Raw genomic sequence first — 19,109 nt, 5'->3', positions numbered from 1 at the left:
ATACAAAAATTTCAATAACATCAAGCCACATAAAATACACCTTTTCTTATTAAAGTTTATTTAATTATTTTTTTGCTCTGTATTTTGAATAGAAAGGATAAAGCAGTAAATCTAAAGGAATAGTTATAATCATTAGTGTTAAAATTACAGCTTTTATATTTGGATAAAGGAAAATAGATACTGGAAATACTGTAAATAAAATTCTTGGTAATAGCCAAGTCAACAATGTTAATTGATGTTCTAACCCACAGTTTTTACAAACTAATGGCTTATTGAAAAACTTTAGTGCATCCTTTCGAATTTCTTTTCTACTAAATTCATATCCACATGATTCACACCTTTGTTTGCCCAAAATAATCATCCTCTCTTTGAGCAAATTCTAAACAGAAAGTATCCCTTTTTCCATTGGTAAATATTCACTGCACATAGTAAGCATGGTGGATATTAAAACAACATGGAAAAGTATACTTATAACATTTTTCTTTTTAGTTAAACCGGAAATCAGAAACTAACAAGACGCAGCACAGCTCAAAACTCTTGAGAAGGCACTGGAAGCTGTAGAAAGGTAGGGGTGACAGTGAAGATCTGTAAATATGATAGCCCATTAAAAGAATCGTGAGGATAAGGTCTGCCTAGGAGCACTATGCAACTTTTGCCCCTCCTGCTTTTTTGTTGAGTAAAATGAAACATTTGGCTGTGGTAAGGAAAAAATAATTATTAAATTTAATATTTTAACTAGGGAGAAACTTAATGAAAAAATTAGTTATTGGTGCTATTGGTGTAATTTCAGGTGTTTTTTTGTATGGGATGACATTAATTGCTTCAGCAATTTACTCACTCTATTTAACAGCTCCTGACACAGGCGGTGGATATGACACGGATTTAGGGGTGTTTGGAACAGCCTTAAAGGAGATTGGAACCATACCATTAATAATAAGTATAATTCTTTTTATTGCAGGAATTTATTATTTATATAAAGGAATGAAGAGTAACACTAAAAAGGTTTAGAGTGAGCAGAATATACCAAAATAGAGAAAAAGTAAAGGAGCAAGTCTCAGGATAATAAGAAATGATAGAGGTGGCAAAATTGAAAATGGTGGTAAAGTTTAAAGACGGAACAACTTTAACACAATTTATTGATGTTTCTTCATTCAAAGGGAACTTTTTTAAGTTCATACAAAATAACATAAAAAATAATACCACCATCGAAACTACTGACCACACAACAGAGGAAGTAGTTTCAATGAATTGGGCAGAAGTTTATTCGTTAGAAATAATAATTGGTGAATAAATACGAATAGATAGAAGTTCTACAACTAACGGGGGCATTTGTTGAAGGGCACTCTCAGCCATTGTCGTCTTTTGACCATTTTGTTGACCGAATACACATTCCTGGATGTGTTATATCGGTGTCTAATTAGGATGCCAACTCGTTACACTTTAAAAGGCAATGGAATTCCCTCCATTGCCTTTTTGTTGCTGGGGTATAGGTGTTTAAGTTGAAGGGCTTTCGTATTATTTTAAATTTTTTCGTCCCTGTTCATATTTCTTTTCATGCATATGATCTACATAATCATCTGAAATTTCACCTATATGAAGCAAGTCTTCCCCATCGTATACAGCCTCTAGTGATTCCATATACTCTTTAGGTATATTAAAGTCGAACAAAAGCTCCCCTGATGTGCTGTAGATACTGCCAGAAAGATTACCCTTTGGAGGTGACTCCATTTCTAACAAATCCTTTAACGCTACAGATTGACCGTTAACCTTAAAGTTCATTTTAATTTCATATAATCCAATGGTTTGCTCCAAAATGTTAACCATTTCATCAAAATCTTCATCGCTTAATTGAGAAGGATCTTCTACATTGGAGAACTTTTCCCAAAGAGTGTCGTTGGTTGCTATTTGATCAAGTTGATTTTTTTTTTTTCCTCCACCTCAGCTAAATAGTTAAACAATCTTTCTGTCTCTTCTTCAGTAATGCCAAATTCCGCTAATGCTTTTTCGGTTTCTGCCATATATTCATCATAGTTTTCGTAATATTCAACTGATGCATCCAAATCCTCAATAAATTTATAATCATTCAAGTTATCACCAAAATGATCCATTAAGTCGTTAAATTCTTGCTGTGTTAGATCATACTTGGTTAACAACTCCTGCAAATTGTTTGAGTTGATAGGGGTACCGAGCACGTCTTTTAATTCTTCCACTGTACTAAAATCTTCTAAAGGGATTTCATAGTAGGAAAGATAGTCCAGTAACTCCTGTTTAGTCCATCCTATTCCAGCTAAATATTGGTTCAATTCATTTTCTGGTGGAGCAGCTTTAGCTGAAGGAACATTTAAAAGGAGCTGGAAAGTAAGCAAGCAAACAAGCATGGTTTTTAAATAGCCCATTGGTACCCTCCTTAACATTTGGTGCATTATTAATTTTCCCTTTTTCACACTCGTTAGAAATGCAAATAATTCCTATATCTATTTAGATGAAGCACATATTCATGTTACGTTTCTTCTTCTTGATAAAAACATGAGAAATGACAAATCCTATTCTCAAAGGAAACAAAAGGGGGGTAGGAAACGATGAGAGAAATTGAAAATAAAGGTCTATTTTGGCTTTGGGGAATAAAGATGTACAAATTACGCTGGGCAGTAGCAATTTTTTGGATATTATTATTCATTTTTTCAGCCTCTTTTGCCCAAAAACTTCCTGATACGCTTAAGGACAGCGGATTAAATCCACAGGGTAGCGAGTCGGACATCGGTATATCATTAATGAAAAAGGAATTTGAAGCGTCCCCGTCTGCATTAACCATTGTATATAAGAGTAATCATTTAGACTTAACTAGTGATCAAGCAAAGAAGGACATTTTGCAATCATTAGATAAACTATATAAGAAGGACTATGTTAGAAAAATCCAGATTAACAACACACCACGTATAAAAGAAGATAAGGGTATTCAGTCTGTTGTTGTTCAATTAAAACTAAAGAACCGAGAGGCACTTAACCATTTTTCAGAAATGAAAAGGCTAATTGGTCGCCCCAAAGGAATGGATACGTATATTGATGGAGAAATAGCTACACTACATGAAATACAGCAAGCAACCAAACATGATATGGCACATTCAGAAAAAATTGGACTTCCCATTGCCTTATTTGTACTTTTATTTATTTTTGGTACTGTTTGGGCCGCCATTCTACCTCTGTTGATTGGGATGATCAGTGTATCTCTAACAATGGGGATTACATACTTTCTAACTGGATATTACTCCCTTTCAAATTTTCTTCCAAATATAGTGATGATGCTAGGAATGGCGATAGGAGTGGATTATGCACTTTTTTTGGTAAGCCGTTTTCGAGAGGAATTAAAGAGCCAGCAATCCGTTGAGGAAGCTGTAGGTATGGCCATTCAAACAGCAGGACAATCTGTATTTTTTTCAGGAATTACTGTTTTAATTGGTATGTGTGGGATGTTGTTTATTAAGCTGCCAATTATTTATTCATTATGTCTCGGTGGTGTCCTGGTTGTGTTTTCAGCAATGTTCCTGTCATGTACGCTTTTACCTGCGTTATTGGGTATTTTGGGGCATCGTATCAATTCTTTAAAAGTATTTCCTGGTACTCAAAAGAAATTGGAAAATTCAATCATGTGGGAGCGAATCGCAAATTTTGTAATGAAAAGGCCAGCGATACTAGCCATCTTGATCATTACCTTTTTATTATCGCTTATGATGCCCATTGTTCGTATGAAAGTGGGGGTACCCACCGCGGAAGTACTCCCACCCGCATACAAAACGTGGGTCAAGTAGTCACGGCACGCCTTATATATGGCTGTTCGCTCTGGGATTCGTGATTGTCGCATACAGAAAACAACTGAGCAACAAGAGATTAAGAGCGTTTTTGTTTTTATTTTATATTTAGCGAATAAACTCCAATGTTTAAATAAAAAATATCCCATGTGTTCTATATCTTTTAAAGGAGAAATCCATGAAAGTACAAAAAAAAATAAGGAGTGTAGTCATGGGAATTTTAAGTGGTAACCCTCAGGATGAACCAATGCATTACGGTGAAGTTTTTGGTATTTGGACTCACCTATTAACAAACAATTGCTTAATTGCAGGTTATCAGTCTTACCTTAATCATACTGGCGATCAAGATTTAAGAAAGCTTATTGAAGAAGCTATTCAAGGCATGAAAAGCGAAAACCACCAATTAGAAGAACTGCTTAAAGTTAATGGTATTGGTTTACCTCCAGCACCACCTGATCGCCCTAAAGCAAATTTAGAGGATATCCCAATTGGAGCAAGGATAACTGATCCAGAAATAAGCGCGTCTGTTTCTAAAGACACAGCAGCTGCACTAGTCGCATGCAGCCAATTAATTGGCCAATGTATCCGAGAAGATATCGCTATGATGTACGGACAGTTTCATTTAGCCAAGGCACTATTTGGCGCAAAAATGTTAAAGCTAAATAAGGAAAAAGGATGGTTAATTCCTCCTCCGCTTCACCTAAATAAATCAAAAGAATGTTAGAAAGTAGGTACCTCACTTTGTATGAGGTACTTTTTAGTTGTTACGCAATATTCGTCAAATACGAATTTACGCATTTTTGCTTATTCAACTCCCTCAGTTTGATACGAATATCTCTCGAATGCTCACTTATTTGCAGGATTTCTTAACCCTTGTAATTGGATTTACGGGTAAATGAAATTTGTTCAGATCATTTTGGCTTCGTGAAGGCATACCTGGTACTCCGTACATATTTGAAATCCTACGAATAAGACACTTTCAGACTTACCTAAGTCTTAAAGATGTTGATGGAGACTTTAAAAATGAAAATCAATAAAAGTAGATTAGCTCGTGATATGGGGGTTGATTGGAGGACGATTGATAAGTATTTAAAAGGCTCTGAACCCAAAGCTTCTCTGTATTTGGCAAGCAAAAAATGCATGAAACGGCAGCTAAAAATGTAACCACTCGCCAACATTATTGCTAGGTTTGTAATAATGACTCTTTATAGCGATGACTGTCGCCGTTGAATACCACGAGGTGAGAATGGTGAATCAGTCGGTCAATGACTGCCTCTGTCAAGATTGGATCGCCAAAAACATGGTTCCATTGACCGAACTGTAGGTTGGTAGTAATAATGATACTTTTTGCCTCATAACACATTGAAATGACTTGGAATAAAAGTTCTCCACCCTGTTTATGCAAGGGAATATAACCCAACTCATCTTATGGAAAGTGAATTATTATGTAAAGTTGAGTGTTAAAACCCATGTATAATCAAAGATTTTTAACACCTAACTTTGCATAATAAAATCTAGATAAACTCCTTTAACCAGCTTAATAAATCTTCTTTGTTCTTTTTTGTAAGCTTTTCATCAGGTAAAACATTAGGACTTGCTTGTTCAGGTTCTTTGTGATTTTATAAGCAGGATGGAGGTACACGATATTTTTTATCCAATAAGTAATTTTTTGTCACAAAGAGGAACTAGGGGATTATATAGTTGCATTAGGGCTATCAGTAAGAGAGTATGTGGTAAAGGGCAAGCCAATGGAGAAGATTTTGAGAAGTTGAATTTCCGGGTGTACTCATAATAACAATCAATTAATTTGGAGGTAATTAGATGAATATAAAATTTGATCTAAATAACGTCGTTATTAAACTCTGTATGAGTGGAATGGGATTAGAGGATAGTGGAAATATTGAAGATGCAGTAAAGGTATTTCATAAAGCATGGCACGAAGCAACGGACGACTATGAAAGATTTATTGCAGCGTATCATTTAGCTCGTCAACAAAAGAGTATTACAGACAAATTAAAATGGATGCAAACATCTCTACAGTGTGCACTAAAAATAAATGATGATAATGTGAAGAGTGCATACCCAACGTTATATTTAAACATCGCCAAATGTTATGAGGAGTTGTGTGATACTGAGAATGCAAAAAGAAATTATGAATTGTCAAATTCATTTAAGGGTGCATCTTCTGATGAAGGACCATTTTACCATGGGACAAAGGCAGATTTGAAGGTTGGTGATTTACTAACAGCAGGTGGAAATTCAAATTACAAACCTGGGCTTAAAATGAACCACATTTATTTCACTGCTAATGTCAATGGCGCAGGACTTGCAGTAGCTTTAGCAAAAGGAGAAGGAAGAGAACGAGTTTATATAATAGAACCAACAGGTGAATTTGAAAACGACCCAAATGTTACTGACAAAAAATTTCCTGGTAACTTAACACGTTCTTATCGTTCAAATGAACCTTTAAGAATAATTGGTGAAGTAATAGAATGGGCGAAATTGACAACTATGGAGCGACGAGAATGGCACGAAAATTTAGCTAAAAACAAGGGCGAAATAATTAACTGAACTATTTCAAGATGTTAAAATGTAAATGACTTTTTGAAAATAAAATAACAATGATTAATGACCAACTTAGCATTGAATTTATGTCTGGAATCGAAATAAGATTTCTAAGCTACCTGAATCTTGCTTACAGAGAAGCAGGCGGGTATTACCGGCCCAAGATGAAAGAAAATATTATTGAACTAGTTGCTGCGTATCCAGTTTCAATTGCTGAGTTTGCAATGGTATCCTTTACCAGCACCCCATGAGTTGCCATATACACTCCGCACATGTGGAGTACTGTTCACTACTGGTAAGGAAAGATAATTAATAGATGTAACAGTGAGTATGGAACCTTTCTTTGTAGAAAGGTTTTTTTTCCTTTGTTAAGGAATTTAAAATTGCTGCTGTTTCAATTGGAAACTAATATTAGATATTGATATATATGTTATTAATCACATATAAATTATAATTGTTGTTATTAATGGATATATTGTATATTTTATTTTTATTGTTAATTTATAAGTTATTTTATGAATAAAATAACGCAAAGAAGAGATCAGTTCTACTGGAAGAGAAGCGATTGCCGTAATAGCAAACGTTGCAAAAGAAGATATTCAAAATCTGTTTGATATGACTGTAAACACATATAGTACTTTAGACATCTTGGTTAATAGCGCAGGAATCATGGATAATTTTGAACCGGCTGGTGACATTGAAGATGCCCTTTGGAAAAAAACACTCTTTCTGTGGTTGTAAAATAAATTCTAATTTCAATATGTGCTAAATTCACATTAAGTACTATTTATGCGCCCGGACCACGTATGGTTTATATTTCAAGCAACACCACCAAACGGTCAGCAAGTAGGGGTTATTTGAAGGATAAGATATTAAAAGAAAAAGAGGTAAAATCACGCAATGGGGATAGGGAGGCGTTCCGTTTTGGAACGCCCATTTTAAATTCCAGGAAGGGAAGAAATTAAGAGAGAAATTGGTACTAGGCAACATTCGAAAAAAGCTTTGATGCTAGAGGTCATTCCGGCCTTAATCGATAGGATTGAGACCTCGTCTCTTATTGGTGAACGAAATAAAGCCACCCTTTTATTAGGTTGTGCCCTAGCGAGCCGACGTTCAGAATTGGTATCAATTAGGTATATTCTGGAAGAGTATTGCAATCTTCCGACAAAAATTGTTATAATATATGCCCTTTGCATATAAGAAATCGCCAACAAAAAATGTTAATCTTATATGCCCTTTGCGATGTATATTGGACAAACAAAAAGTTCATTGAATGTAGGGATAAATCAACATAAGTCTGATATGTTGAAATTAAGAGATAATACTGCTTTCCACAAAGCAATTCGCAAGCATTTTTTTGAAGCTTTTACGTAATAGATAGCACCAATAATTTGGAGGAACTAAACGAGAAAGAAAAATACTGGATTAACCACTTTGACTCCAATAAATCCGACTGATAGATGGATTGGAACGATTGCTACTAAAGGTAAGGAGAAAAAAGATTGGCGATACTTGAAAAAGAAGTTTGGGTTGTTTTAGGCGGAACGAATTTAGACTATTACGAAAAATTAGGTTATGTAATCCCTGAAATTAGAGGGAAGCATACAAAGATACTCGTCAAAATTGAAGATTTACCAAAAAGTTCAAAAATAAAATTAACTAAAATTTGCGACGATTGCGAGAAAATAATTCCTAATCAATTTTTCTATAATATATCAAGGGGCAGAGAAAAATTAGATGGAAAAGATAAAAGCAATCGACTCACAATGATGTTTCTTTGCCAGTTCCAAAGAATTTAGATAGGATGCCTTTAATAATTCAGCTTCGTTATTTTCCCCGTACTGCCAGATAGGTCCTGGGGTATGGATGATATATTTTGCTTCTAGGTTAAACCCTTCTGTTATAACGGCTTCTCCTACCTTACATCCGCCAATTTTATCGCAAGTTTCTTGCAGCTGCTTGGCACCGGCGGCACGAAAGATCGACCCACATACACCGCCGCCACTTTTTAATGCCGTATTCGCCGCATTTACTATCGCATCTACTTGCATCTTTGTTATATCATTTCGTACCATTTCTCATGGCATATCCTTTTCCCTCTCTTATAAAAAAGAACCTTTTATAAAACTCAATATATGTTTCAATTTCTATAAAAACAAATTTTTAAAGAAATGTTGCTTTTAAAACATAAAATTTGAAAATGTCGTTACGATTCTATTTCAATATTATACCTCTATTCCTTTGGCAAGAAAAATAGAGTAGTCCGAAAAAGACTACTCTATTTTTCTATTTTAGAATTACAGTTTTATTTATGAAGCCTGAGAGTTTTTTTTCTTAGACAACCCAACAAATGATTTAGAGGCTGTTTTCCGAAGTGAAGTCTTACTTACTAATCCATAATAGGAAAGGAAAGCTAGTAAACTTGTGAACAAGATGAGTATGCCCATAGGAATGCCTGCATTCGTCCCTGCTACCCCCACGAGTGGAGCCGTAAGTGAGCCAAGGACAAATGGCAATAATCCTAATAATGCAGAGGCACTACCAGCAATATGCCCTTGCTTTTCAATGGCTAATGTAAAAGACGTTGTTCTAATAATACTTAATGAAAAGGTAAAAATGAATATTGGGATCACGACGGCGAAAAGAGGCGCTTTTAAAAGCATGGCAATGAGTAATGCGGCACCCGCTAAGTTCGTCATTGCTAAGCCTATCTTTAAGAAAGTCCGCTCTGAAATGGTGTCAGCCAAGCGGCCGACCAACTGACTTCCAATAATAAATGCTAATCCATTTGTCCCAAATAATAGACTAAATTGTTGTGGTGTTACTCCGTAAATATTCTGATAGACAAACGGAACACCAGATACATAGGCAAAGATTCCTGCACCAGTAAAACCCTGAGTTAGAGCGTATCCTAAAAATGAGCGATCTCTGAATAAAGAGCCAAAATTCTTCATGATTTCAGGTAAATTGCTGGGAACACGGTTTTCTTTAGGGAGTGTTTCTTCTAATTTAAAAGTAACAGTGAAAAGCAACACCGCACCTATACAAGCCAATACAATGAACACTCCATCCAATTGGTAAATGCAAGGATTCCCCCTCCAGCAACGGGTGCAACGATTGGTCCAAGGTTACCCACCAATACCATCATCGTAAAGAACTTGGTTAGTTCCTTTCCACTAAAGAGATCTCGAACAATTGCTCGAGAGATCACAAGTCCACCTGCGGCTGCTATGCCCTGGACTAACCGAGCAATAATAAGGAAATAGATATTGGGCGCCAACGCGCATGTTAGAGATGCAAGTAAGTACAAACTAATAAAGATTAGCAAAGGTTGTCGGCGACCATTTACATCACTTAAAGGACCAATGATTAATTGACCCAATCCCAGGCCCAATAAACAGGAAGTTAAACTAATTTGTACCAGTGAAGCGGTAGTATCAAAATCTTTTACTATCGTTGGAAAAGAGGGTAAATACGTATTAGACTGTCCTAGGTATTTGAGACAGAGATAAAACACCCTTATTAGGCTGCCTTACTCCCAAATTCAACAGGGGTTTGGTAGCCTAACTTTTCTTGAATGCGTTCTTCATTATAATGTTTAACATAATCTTTAACATGGCTCCGTACCACATTTAGGCTCACTGAGTTGAACTTTATGTACTGAAACTCTTCTGATTTCAAGTTTGAGTGAAAAGACTCAATAACCGCATTATCCCAACAATTTCCACGTCTTGACATACTACTAATTAGGTTACTCTCTTTTACAAACTTCTGAAATGCATATGATGTATATACACTTTCTTGATCTGAATGAACGATTACACCTTTTGGGTTTCCACGTACAATTAAAGCATCTTTGAGTGTGTCTAAAACAAGTGGAGTCTGTTGATGATCATATATCTTATATGCCACAATTTGGTTGTTATACAAGTCCATAATAGTCGATAAATACAACGTAGAGGGACCATATTGTAGGTAAGTGATATCAGTGACCCACTTTTGATTTGGAGCAGTGGCTATGAAATCCCTTTCTAAAAGATTTGGTGCAACGACAACCGACTCCCCTTGTGATTTCCACTTTCGCTTCGGCTTTACACGGCATTGCAAATAATGTTTTTGCATAATACGTTGAACGGTATTCCGATTCAATTTAATCTGATAGTCACGATATAATAACGCCTTGATCTTACGATGCCCGTACCGATATTTTGTTTCCTGGCATAAAGTTATAATGATTTCTTCTTCTTTAGTCAATATGTCTTTCCCTGCTTTTGCCCATCTATAGTAGGTAGCACGTGGTACGGATAGGGCAGATAAAAATGCCGTAATCGTGTACTTCTTACGGAACTTTTCAACGATTTGTAGAACTACTTGTTTTTCAACTCCTTTACCATTTCCAAATACTTTTTTAAGATTTCATTTTCCTGTTTCAAGTGAGTAAATTGCCGATCCTTCTTTTCCTCCTCACTCACGTTATCTGGTCCAAGCCCGTACGAATATTGTTTGCCAATCGGCTGATCAAAACGATGTATCTCATTCTCACGGTACCATTTCATCCATGTCTTTATCTGGGAAACATTTTTAATTCCGTACTTCTCCATAATCTCTTGATTGGTTAACTCCCCTGACATCTTATCCTTCACCACTGCCCATTTTGTTTCACTAGAATATACGTTTTTGCCCATGCAAAAACACCTCCGATTTTAGTACTTAATTTCAGTGTACCATTTCGAAGGTGTTTTATCGTGTCTCATTTTAATAGGTTAGTCTAGGTTTCACTCTTAACGAAAATGGCTTCATTTCCACCTTAGAAGAAGCCATTCGGTTTTGTGATTTTACTAATGATGTGGATGTAGGTGCAGAACCTATTTTATGGTTACCTTGGGGAATATTTGAATATAAGATTTAAATAGGACTTTATTCTTCAGCTAAAGGAGGGCAAGAGTTGATGATAGAGGGTTGCTGCGGCAATCCCTTTTCTTCCGCTAATCCAGAATAGAGCAATGTTAGCGGAAAATCTAGGCTTATGCCTATTTGCGTCAGTTAGGGAGGGATAACAATGAAATTAGATCGGGACAAATTTGATGAGGTACAGGATTTTGGTGTGTGGGCTACTAACATCGAAAGGTATAAAACTAAGGTCTTAGATTTCATAATGGAGAATGCTGAAGGATTATCCTATAGCAATCAAATTGAAGAATACAACTGCGGATGCTTAGATCAGCTAATGGAAAAAAAACCGGATATCCAAGCTGATGAAGCGGTCTGGGAGGAGTTCTTGGACAAGGTGTCTCGCTTAAATGCGGAGGTATACTGCCTGTATACGCACCATTGGGAAGGTGAGTCACCAAATGATAGCGATGATTGGACGGTATTTCAATACAATGACGAGCTTATTGTCAAAGTATTCCTTCCATTCTTTCTCTATTTCTTAGACGGAGATTTGGCGAAGCTGAGGAAGCTTGCAACAGAATACGTCCACGAGTTCCGTGGATTTGACGTAATCATGTGTCCAGAGTGTAAACGTTGGTTGATTAGATACTGAAATCAGTGGTAGGGGGTGTGTGCCCGATAAATAAATAACTTAGGTTCGGAACGTAATAGTATATGCCGATGAAAAGGCTACCTAAAAAGGTAGTCTTAACTCATAATATCTCTTGATTCCATCCAAAAAAGACTGGTAATCAGATGGAATGTTTTCGATTAATGGCACAACATGTTCCAACCAATAGAGTTTTTTGGTACCATTTTCAGTCCACTCATACATAATTCGTTCAATTTGCCACTGTATGTCTTTCGGGGCTAGTTGAAACGAGGATTCGAGAGGAATTAATAAATTCATCTCTTGTAACTCTTTTAATGATAAAATGCGGAAATGAAACTGAAAAAAATTATCTTCACATATCACACTTTTATGAAAGCCTAATTTCATCTTTTCATCCTTGAAAACAACATATTGAAGATGAGGACTATCATGATGAAATGTTTGTTTTACTCCGGATGGAAGCATCATGGAGAATAATTCATGGATTTCATATTTTAAGACGGAAAATATGGAATCAATCCCTGTAAACCATACAGGTTTATCCAAAGAAAAATCCTGTAGATATTTCCGGCCCCACTGAAAACCTGTCAATTGGAAAAATGAAGGATGTTCAGAAAGAGCATGGATTGCTGTCCGAATTTCCTCCTGAAGTTTCTCGGAAGAAGAGGGGTCTTTGAAGTAGATTTCCATCGAATACTGTTCCAGAATAATGTTTTCGATTGCAACTGGATGGGCTCCGTCAAACGAAACCAATGATTCTAGTACCTTTCTAGCTGATGGTCCTAATCCTATATTTTCGGCATGCATTTCGAAGAAATCCTTTACTTTATCATATTGCGAGGTAACAAGAAGCACCAGTGTATAAGGGACAATTAACACGCTACCCTCCATCCGGCTAATTTCCAATAATTCATAAGCTTTAATATATTCCTTTTTTTGCATATAAGCCGTCGCCATAAGTTCTTTTGTGTCCTGTACTTGTTTTCCAATGGCAAAGAGTTAAGAAAGTATATTATTAAGCATTTAATGATGTGAAATCTCCAGTTTATTTAGGGGATATTAATTGAAATCTTGTTTCATAAACGGCGCCTTTCTTGAGGATTGGCGCTCTTTTTGTAATTTAGTACCATATTGTTAAATTGAATATTTTTTTACAATTTTACTTTATAGATAATTAATGGATGGTATAATAAGGTCATGAACATTTGGACGGGGGAGAAATTTGTGGAAGAAATCTTAAAACAAATTTTGAATGAACTAAAAGAAATGCGCGTAGACATAAATGAATTGAAACAAGGACAGAACAGACTGGAAGTTGGGCAAGAAAAATTACAAAAGAATCTTGTCGATAGTTTAGGATTATATACAGATAAAATTGTTGATCATATCGATGATAAAACTGAAGTATTAAACAAAAGAGTCTACAAAGTAGAAACAGAGATTGAACGATTGAGCAGACAGTAAGGAATCATACAGCCCTTACTGTCTTTTAGTTTATATCTTAAAAACTAACCGGAAATCTAAGTGTTATTCCACAAACGGGCGCTTTAATTGAATAAAAGAGGAGCACTTATTATACATGACTAATATGTGCACCTCTTTATTTTTAAGGATTTATATAATTTGGGTCTTGATAAACAATGATGTGAGGTGTATATAACCATTTAGGTGGCTTAAGGAATTAGTAGAACAATTTTCTTATAAGAGATTAATAACTTACATTCCTTGGAACATGGCCAAGACGGTTTTATGTATGGAGCTGATAGGGGTTCTGTTGATTTGGTGTCGTTCGTGATGGCATTTCCCACACATTTACAAACCCGCTCGTTAACAGTGCCGTGACAACGAATGTTTTAGCCGGCGTTACCGGTTCCGCGTCCGGTGGGATGGGTATTGCACTAAGTGCTATGGATGAAAAGTATGTTCAAGCTGCACAGGCTCATGGGATTCCACTTGAAGTTATGCACAGGATTACGGCAATGGCTTCCGGTGGGATGGATTCTCTGCCGCATAACGGTGCGGTCATCACACTTCTTGCAGTATGCGGATTGACTCATAAACAATCTTACCGTGATATTTTCGCTGTAACGGTTATTAAAACTCTCGCGGTGTTTTTCGTCATTGGATTGTATACGCTTACTGGAATTGCTTAATGTTCAAAGAATCAAAAGATTATTAGCTCGGCTAGATTGCTCCCAGCGCCAGCGCCTAGTGACTTAATGACAAACTAGGCGCTGGTGTTTTGTTTTCTATCATCGATTATGCACTGATACCGGGGAACATGGAAACTTAAAGGACGTAAGAAAAGATGTTGAACATATTTTAGTGAAATTGGCTGGTTAGATACCGTAAAGCAAAAAAACAAAATTAGTATGAGCGAGAAGGTTTCCAAGCGGTTTGTTAAACTGCGGGGAAGCGTTTCAATCTTATTGGCTATCAGATAGTTAGTATGAATTTACAATATGCTTTAATAATATTGTTATTCATTTAATAATTTTTCTGAATTTTTATCTAATAAAAGACTCAACTCTTTCGCGCATCCCCACTCGATTGAGAAGGGCTTTATTTATGTCCTCCGCTGTTCACTACTTATTTTAAAATAATAAAGATGTGGCCGTGGTACAAACAACCTCCTTACGCTTGTAAGGAGGTTGTTTATGGTGCATTTATAAAGAAAAAGAAATTTCAGGGCGGTCTGAAAAATAAAATTGAAATTAGCTTTGTAGAGCCTGGTGCAGGGATGCATACTTTTTTGAAATTACTGCTTTAATTGATGAGAGAAGTACAGGCAGAAGGATTGTATTTCTCTCAATTTTTTTAGCAACTATTATTGTAGCTACATTGTTATATCTAATTAATACTTATATGAAAACGCGCTGTACAATTTTTGGAGTAATTTATCGATTATTAGTATGAAAAACCAATTGTTATTTAGTGGAAGATATGTGAAAATGATAGTGGTTACATACTGCGTCTTTTGAACTACATAAACATTACGCTTTTTACAGTAGGGAGCCCTCTACTGTTTTTTATATAGAGAGAATAATAGAAAAAAGGGGGAGCATTATGAGTAAGAAAATAGCTTTATTAGGATTTTTATTTACTTTTATGTTTGGTTCAATGGCTTATGCACATCCAGGCAGAACTGATTCAAATGGAGGGCATACTTGCAGAACCAATTGCGGTAACTGGGGACTTAGTACTGGGGAGTATCACTATCACAACGGGGGTGGTACAACATCAAGCTCCAGCAGCAGTTCGTCAAGCAGTTCTTCAAGTAATAGTATTAATATAAACGATAAAGATTGCACAGATTTTGCTACGTACGATGACATGATTGCGTATTGGAATGCTAAAGGCTATTCAGCTACATACGATCCGGAAAATCTGGATGGTTGGGGGAATGGCCAAGTAGATGATGGAATACCCTGTGAGGCTCCATATGGTTATGATTTGAGCTTGATTAATAACAGTCCTCAGCAAAAAGCTGCAATCCAAGAAGAAAAAGACAATTCAAATGGTGAAAAAGCTGGTTATCCCGATGGTCTTAATGATGCCTTCCAAGAAAAACCAAGTAATATGTCAAAAGCAAATGGTTCCGAGGCATATAAAGTAGGTTATGCGGTTGGTTACAATAAAGGATATGAAGAGGGCAAGAAAAAAATTGAATCTGCAAAAACAAAGGCAACTAATAACGGTTATGCCTTAGGAAAAAGACAAGATAAAATTGTTATCCCGTCTGCTTACGCAACTCATGCTGGATTAAAAAAATCTTTTGAAGATGGATTTAATAAAGCTGTTGCAGAAAGAGTAGAAGAAAAGAAAAAACAACTTAAAGAACAAGGCTACAGTGATGGGAAAAAAGATATAAATTCTCCTCCTAAAGATGTGGAGGCAATGTATGTCGATGTGTATCAAGAGGGATACGATAAGGGGCAAAGTGAATTAAAGGAAAGCTACATTAAGCAAGGATATGAAGCCGCTTTTACTATGCTGAAATATCAAGATCCAAAATTAAACAATGATAAATTTGTAGATTGGTATAAAGAAGGTTTCGATTCTAATAAAGAAATCATAAACATTAAAAATGAAGCTTACCAATTAGGAAAAGAAGGAGAAGATCTAGTAATACCGTCCAGTTATAAAAAGGCAGAGATACTATTTAAACATCACTACCAGTTAGGATACAAGGAGTACGAAGACAAACAGAATAAATTAAAGGCGACAGGCGGAGTCGGTGCTGTAGTATTGGCATTAGCAGGCGGCGGCTTGTATAGATTTAGAAAAAAGCGGGATGAAAAAAAGAAATTTAACTAATGTAAAGATATATCCTACAAAAATAAGCCCTTTAGGTACCTGAAGGGCTTTAAAGTCAGGAGAATAACATATTTCATAAGATGCGTTTCAAAGGATTTTCTAAATAACTTAGCTTGAATCTACGTTCAATGTAATAGCTTATTAAACTAATGTGTTATAGATTTTCCTTTATCAACATACTAAACTACTAAGGAGTGTAGTGTCTTGAGAGATTAATGAAAGTAATGATCACTTGTGTAATCTTGATTCTTGTAACAGCTTGTTCTAATACATCTAGTGGAAAAGGGAAACACATAGAAAAGAATACCCAAACAACAGAAGTCAACAAGAACGAAGAAAAGGAAGTCCCTTCACCAAAAAATGATAATAAAATAGCAAGTCATGCAACGACTCCCGCTGTGAAAAAGCCAGCAGTATTTATTCAATCCACCGTAGACCAGATCTTCCCTGGGTGGTTATTAAAATTAAATCAGTTGATCAAATACCCTGACCATGAGGTGATCGTTGCAGGATTGCAAAAGGGGAGTGGTGCATGGGAAACACAAGGGAAAGTGGTGGTATTGCAATCGGATTCCGTTAGAAAATGGTCAGTCAATTGGTCTGGTGAAATTCTAACGTGTGAAGAATTCCCTTCTTTGTTACTGATGAATAAAAACATCAACACCATAATGGCTACCGCCCCGCTGAACATAGCGGTGTGTAATGGAGGGCACTGAAAATCCTTCGGATTTTTTAAAAAGATTCTATGTAAGCAGCGAAAAAAAACGACTCTAAAATCCAAAGTGTGATTTTAGAGTCGTTTTTTATGTGTATTAGGTCTTTTTTTCTTTTTATTTTAATTTATTAGTTTCAATATTCTTTTAAGATTTACGGCAAATATAGCCATTGCACCTTGCAATTCCATGCCTAATAGACCCGAGGAAAAAACGAATCCTGATCAGCTAGAGCTCACGCTCTTCAACGAAGCAGAGGCAGAAGCCAATCCCAATCTACCAGAACCCACTCTGGAAACTATCACTTTTCGCCGCCGTAAAAAACGGGGACATCGTGAATTGATGTTAGATAACTTGCGTACGGAAATGGTTGAGTACCGTTTATCCGATGAACAGCAGGTTTGTTCGTGCTGCGGTGGAAATTTACATGAAATGAGTACAGAAGTACGCCAAGAAATCAAATACGTTCCGGCAGAAGTAAAAGTGGTTAAGCACGTTCGTTACGTCTATTCTTGTCGCCATTGTGAACGTGAGGAGCTTGAAACACCAATCGTAACAGCACCAATGCCAAAGCCAGTGTATTCGGGAAGCCTAGCTTCGCCTTCAATCATGGCGCATATCATGAACCAAAAATATGTTGATGGGTTACCTCTATACCGCCAAGAAAAGCAATTTGCTAGACTAGGAGTTGCTTTGTCACGTCAGACTATTGCAAACTGGATGATCTATGGAGCAAATCAGTGGTTAATTTTACTTTATGATCGTATGCATCAGCTTTTACTGAAACAAGATATTCTGCATGCAGACGAGACTACACTGCAGGTACTTCATGAACCTGGTCGACCTGCTACTTCAAATTCTTATCTCTGGTTATATCGTACTGGAAAAGAGGGTCCTCCAACTATCCTCTACGATTATAAAGAAACAAGGTCGGGTCAATATGCCAAAGACTTTTTGACAGGATTTAAAGGCTATCTCCAGGTGGATGGCTACGCCGGGTACCATAAGGTACCTGATGTAGTTCTTGTAGGCTGCTGGGCACATGCACGAAGAAAGTTCACTGAAACGCTTAATGCACTGCCTTCTTCAAAGCGGCTGACACCCGTTACAGCAACGGAAGGTCTCCATTTCTGTAACCAACTTTTTGCCATCGAGCGTGCCCTAAAGGATCTAACACCTGAAGAACGATATGAAGAACGATTAAAACGTAGCAAGCCCGTATTGGATGCTTTTTTGTCATGGCTAAAAATACAGGAACATAAAGCGTTACCTAAGAGTGCTCTTGGGCAAGCAATTAACTACTGCCTTAACCAATGGGAAAAATTAGAGGCCTTTTTAAAGGATGGGCGTTTGGAGTTAGATAATAATAGAAGTGAACGCTCGATCAAGCCCTTTGTAATCGGACGCAAAAACTGGCTTTTTTCAAATACACCAAAAGGTGCAAGGGCAAGCGCAATTATTTACAGTATTGTGGAGACAGCAAAAGCAAATGGATTAAATCCATATTATTACCTTAACTATCTATTTGAGAAGCTTCCCAACATGGATACGACAGATGAAGATGCCCTGGATAAATTTCTTCCTTGGTCAACATCCCTTCCAATAACCTGCATAGTCTTTAACAAGTTAACTAAATAATAATTCAGATCCCCATCTACTTAAAGGTGGGGATTATTTGACGCTTACCAATTCGGGACAATTTCAAATTACAATAGCATTTAATAAAGAATATGTTTATGTGGATCAACAAGAAAACTATATTCAAGTGGATAGGGCGTATTTTGTATATGAAGATGATTATGAACTTGTATTAAATGACGCTGCCAAGATACTTCAGCAATTACAAAAAAATGGTGAGTTTGATGAAAATAAATTAAGTTGCCTGAGAAAGGTATATGTCCCTTCTACGTATATTGAGTTAAAGCCTGAAGAAAAAGGTGCAGCAATGATTGAACGGAACGGTAAGCATTACCTATTACTTAATGAACATACTCGTATTAGGGAGATACCCCCGAAATTAGATTTGTATGAAAATGAAAATAAAGACGTTTAATTTTCTACTGGCAGAAAGGGGAAATGGGATTTGATATGTCCTAAATGCAGTAGAGAAAATAATAACTATATGAAAAAATGTAAATATTGTGATGTTAGACTAAGATACGG

20 protein-coding genes and 5 pseudogenes are annotated in these 19,109 nt (G+C 36.4%); 16 read left to right on the top strand and 9 right to left on the bottom strand.

The window, feature by feature from the left end:
• Positions 1–64 precede the first annotated feature (64 nt).
• Complete coding sequence (locus J7E81_RS08665; protein ID WP_215041761.1) at positions 65–352, bottom strand: TIGR04104 family putative zinc finger protein; 288 nt, start codon at positions 350–352, stop codon at positions 65–67.
• A 398-nt stretch (positions 353–750) separates the two neighbouring features.
• On the opposite strand from J7E81_RS08665, the gene J7E81_RS08660 reads away from it, so the two are divergent.
• Both J7E81_RS08660 and J7E81_RS08655 read left to right on the top strand, forming a co-directional pair.
• A complete protein-coding gene (locus J7E81_RS08660; protein ID WP_215041760.1) occupies positions 751–1,008 on the top strand; it encodes a phosphatase in 258 nt (85 codons plus the stop codon).
• Positions 1,009–1,069: 61 nt separating this feature from the next.
• Positions 1,070–1,291, top strand: coding sequence for a hypothetical protein (locus J7E81_RS08655; protein WP_215041759.1), 222 nt, complete (start codon positions 1,070–1,072; stop codon positions 1,289–1,291).
• A gap of 224 nt (positions 1,292–1,515) precedes the next feature.
• Here J7E81_RS08655 and J7E81_RS08650 read toward each other — a convergent pair whose 3' ends face one another.
• Together J7E81_RS08650 and J7E81_RS08645 are read right to left on the bottom strand one after the other, a co-directional pair.
• Complete coding sequence (locus tag J7E81_RS08650; RefSeq protein WP_215041758.1) at positions 1,516–1,824, bottom strand: hypothetical protein; 309 nt, start codon at positions 1,822–1,824, stop codon at positions 1,516–1,518.
• 77 nt (positions 1,825–1,901) lie between these two features.
• Positions 1,902–2,396, bottom strand: a complete 495-nt coding sequence (locus J7E81_RS08645) for a processed acidic surface protein (protein WP_215041757.1) — start codon at positions 2,394–2,396, stop codon at positions 1,902–1,904.
• A gap of 183 nt (positions 2,397–2,579) precedes the next feature.
• Here J7E81_RS08645 and J7E81_RS08640 point away from each other — a divergent pair, with 183 nt between their 5' ends.
• From J7E81_RS08640 to J7E81_RS08630, 4 genes and pseudogenes are all read left to right on the top strand, one after another.
• Positions 2,580–3,806, top strand: coding sequence for an MMPL family transporter (locus J7E81_RS08640; RefSeq protein ID WP_215041756.1), 1,227 nt, complete (start codon positions 2,580–2,582; stop codon positions 3,804–3,806).
• Positions 3,787–4,037 (top strand): annotated as a pseudogene (locus tag J7E81_RS31490) (hypothetical protein); the annotation flags it as partial. The gene J7E81_RS08640 and the pseudogene J7E81_RS31490, both read left to right, overlap by 20 nt.
• Entirely contained in the window at positions 4,018–4,530 is a 513-nt protein-coding gene (locus J7E81_RS08635) for a DUF3231 family protein (RefSeq protein WP_215041862.1), read from the top strand. The pseudogene J7E81_RS31490 and the gene J7E81_RS08635, both read left to right, overlap by 20 nt.
• 299 nt (positions 4,531–4,829) lie before the next feature.
• Positions 4,830–4,970, top strand: a complete 141-nt coding sequence (locus tag J7E81_RS08630) for a hypothetical protein (RefSeq protein ID WP_215041755.1) — start codon at positions 4,830–4,832, stop codon at positions 4,968–4,970.
• Positions 4,971–4,989: 19 nt separating this feature from the next.
• Here the strand turns inward: J7E81_RS08630 and J7E81_RS08625 are convergent.
• Positions 4,990–5,232, bottom strand: a pseudogene (locus J7E81_RS08625) (ATP-binding protein); the annotation flags it as partial.
• A 731-nt stretch (positions 5,233–5,963) separates the two neighbouring features.
• Between J7E81_RS08625 and arr the strand changes: the two are divergent.
• The 3 genes and pseudogenes from arr to J7E81_RS08610 form a co-directional block, all read left to right on the top strand.
• On the top strand, positions 5,964–6,377 hold the full coding sequence (gene arr / locus J7E81_RS31335; RefSeq protein ID WP_374104017.1) for an NAD(+)--rifampin ADP-ribosyltransferase: 414 nt from the start codon (positions 5,964–5,966) through the stop codon (positions 6,375–6,377).
• Positions 6,378–6,457: 80 nt separating this feature from the next.
• The gene (locus J7E81_RS08615) at positions 6,458–6,622 is read left to right on the top strand and encodes a hypothetical protein (RefSeq protein WP_251028560.1); all 165 of its coding nucleotides are present in this window, start codon (positions 6,458–6,460) and stop codon (positions 6,620–6,622) included.
• Positions 6,623–6,908: 286 nt separating this feature from the next.
• A pseudogene (locus J7E81_RS08610) lies at positions 6,909–7,091 on the top strand (SDR family NAD(P)-dependent oxidoreductase); the annotation flags it as partial.
• 1,013 nt (positions 7,092–8,104) lie between these two features.
• Here the strand turns inward: J7E81_RS08610 and J7E81_RS08605 are convergent.
• From J7E81_RS08605 to J7E81_RS08595, 4 genes are all read right to left on the bottom strand, one after another.
• A complete protein-coding gene (locus tag J7E81_RS08605; protein ID WP_215041754.1) occupies positions 8,105–8,446 on the bottom strand; it encodes a macro domain-containing protein in 342 nt (113 codons plus the stop codon).
• 234 nt (positions 8,447–8,680) lie between these two features.
• Complete coding sequence (locus J7E81_RS30470) at positions 8,681–9,424, bottom strand: MFS transporter (RefSeq protein WP_251028540.1); 744 nt, start codon at positions 9,422–9,424, stop codon at positions 8,681–8,683.
• Positions 9,412–9,888, bottom strand: coding sequence for an MFS transporter (locus J7E81_RS30465; RefSeq protein ID WP_308162182.1), 477 nt, complete (start codon positions 9,886–9,888; stop codon positions 9,412–9,414). The genes J7E81_RS30470 and J7E81_RS30465 overlap by 13 nt, the downstream gene beginning before the upstream one ends.
• A gap of 5 nt (positions 9,889–9,893) precedes the next feature.
• Positions 9,894–11,056 (bottom strand): IS3 family transposase gene (locus J7E81_RS08595; protein ID WP_215041753.1). Its coding sequence is split into 2 segments (ribosomal slippage): positions 9,894–10,780 and positions 10,780–11,056, totalling 1,164 coding nucleotides; the frame shifts between segments, so codons are not numbered across the junction.
• A 374-nt stretch (positions 11,057–11,430) separates the two neighbouring features.
• On the opposite strand from J7E81_RS08595, the gene J7E81_RS08590 reads away from it, so the two are divergent.
• A complete protein-coding gene (locus J7E81_RS08590) occupies positions 11,431–11,916 on the top strand; it encodes a hypothetical protein (RefSeq protein ID WP_215041752.1) in 486 nt (161 codons plus the stop codon).
• A gap of 81 nt (positions 11,917–11,997) precedes the next feature.
• On the opposite strand, the gene J7E81_RS08585 is transcribed toward J7E81_RS08590, so the two are convergent.
• A complete protein-coding gene (locus tag J7E81_RS08585; protein WP_215041751.1) occupies positions 11,998–12,858 on the bottom strand; it encodes a hypothetical protein in 861 nt (286 codons plus the stop codon).
• Positions 12,859–13,140: 282 nt separating this feature from the next.
• On the opposite strand from J7E81_RS08585, the gene J7E81_RS08580 reads away from it, so the two are divergent.
• The 6 genes and pseudogenes from J7E81_RS08580 to J7E81_RS08555 all read left to right on the top strand — a co-directional run bounded on the left by J7E81_RS08580 (position 13,141) and on the right by J7E81_RS08555 (position 18,999).
• Complete coding sequence (locus J7E81_RS08580; protein WP_214719010.1) at positions 13,141–13,380, top strand: hypothetical protein; 240 nt, start codon at positions 13,141–13,143, stop codon at positions 13,378–13,380.
• A gap of 329 nt (positions 13,381–13,709) precedes the next feature.
• A pseudogene (locus tag J7E81_RS08575) lies at positions 13,710–14,069 on the top strand (GntP family permease); the annotation flags it as partial.
• Between the two features lie 913 nt (positions 14,070–14,982).
• Complete coding sequence (locus J7E81_RS08570) at positions 14,983–16,233, top strand: YHYH domain-containing protein (protein ID WP_215041750.1); 1,251 nt, start codon at positions 14,983–14,985, stop codon at positions 16,231–16,233.
• Between the two features lie 215 nt (positions 16,234–16,448).
• Positions 16,449–16,949, top strand: a complete 501-nt coding sequence (locus J7E81_RS08565) for a hypothetical protein (RefSeq protein ID WP_215041749.1) — start codon at positions 16,449–16,451, stop codon at positions 16,947–16,949.
• A gap of 195 nt (positions 16,950–17,144) precedes the next feature.
• A pseudogene (tnpC, locus tag J7E81_RS08560) lies at positions 17,145–18,584 on the top strand (IS66 family transposase); the annotation flags it as partial.
• A 37-nt stretch (positions 18,585–18,621) separates the two neighbouring features.
• The gene (locus J7E81_RS08555; RefSeq protein WP_215041748.1) at positions 18,622–18,999 is read left to right on the top strand and encodes a hypothetical protein; all 378 of its coding nucleotides are present in this window, start codon (positions 18,622–18,624) and stop codon (positions 18,997–18,999) included.
• The last annotated feature ends 110 nt before the right edge of the window (positions 19,000–19,109 follow it).

The organism is Bacillus sp. ISL-18, assembly GCF_018613415.1.
GTDB lineage: Bacteria > Bacillota > Bacilli > Bacillales > Cytobacillaceae > Neobacillus.
Note: the sequence above shows the minus strand (reverse complement) of the source record. Positions and strands in the feature narration are given on the sequence as shown.

Coding starts and splice junctions, on each gene's coding strand:
- J7E81_RS08660 (WP_215041760.1), top strand. CDS start 751: ATGAAAAAATTAGTTATTGGTGCTATTGGTGTAATTTCAGGTGTTTTT.
- J7E81_RS08655 (WP_215041759.1), top strand. CDS start 1,070: ATGATAGAGGTGGCAAAATTGAAAATGGTGGTAAAGTTTAAAGACGGA.
- J7E81_RS08650 (WP_215041758.1), bottom strand. CDS start 1,824: ATGGTTAACATTTTGGAGCAAACCATTGGATTATATGAAATTAAAATG.
- J7E81_RS08645 (WP_215041757.1), bottom strand. CDS start 2,396: ATGGGCTATTTAAAAACCATGCTTGTTTGCTTGCTTACTTTCCAGCTC.
- J7E81_RS08640 (WP_215041756.1), top strand. CDS start 2,580: ATGAGAGAAATTGAAAATAAAGGTCTATTTTGGCTTTGGGGAATAAAG.
- J7E81_RS08635 (WP_215041862.1), top strand. CDS start 4,018: ATGGGAATTTTAAGTGGTAACCCTCAGGATGAACCAATGCATTACGGT.
- J7E81_RS08630 (WP_215041755.1), top strand. CDS start 4,830: ATGAAAATCAATAAAAGTAGATTAGCTCGTGATATGGGGGTTGATTGG.
- J7E81_RS08615 (WP_251028560.1), top strand. CDS start 6,458: ATGTCTGGAATCGAAATAAGATTTCTAAGCTACCTGAATCTTGCTTAC.
- J7E81_RS08605 (WP_215041754.1), bottom strand. CDS start 8,446: ATGGTACGAAATGATATAACAAAGATGCAAGTAGATGCGATAGTAAAT.
- J7E81_RS08590 (WP_215041752.1), top strand. CDS start 11,431: ATGAAATTAGATCGGGACAAATTTGATGAGGTACAGGATTTTGGTGTG.
- J7E81_RS08585 (WP_215041751.1), bottom strand. CDS start 12,858: ATGCAAAAAAAGGAATATATTAAAGCTTATGAATTATTGGAAATTAGC.
- J7E81_RS08570 (WP_215041750.1), top strand. CDS start 14,983: ATGAGTAAGAAAATAGCTTTATTAGGATTTTTATTTACTTTTATGTTT.
- J7E81_RS08565 (WP_215041749.1), top strand. CDS start 16,449: ATGAAAGTAATGATCACTTGTGTAATCTTGATTCTTGTAACAGCTTGT.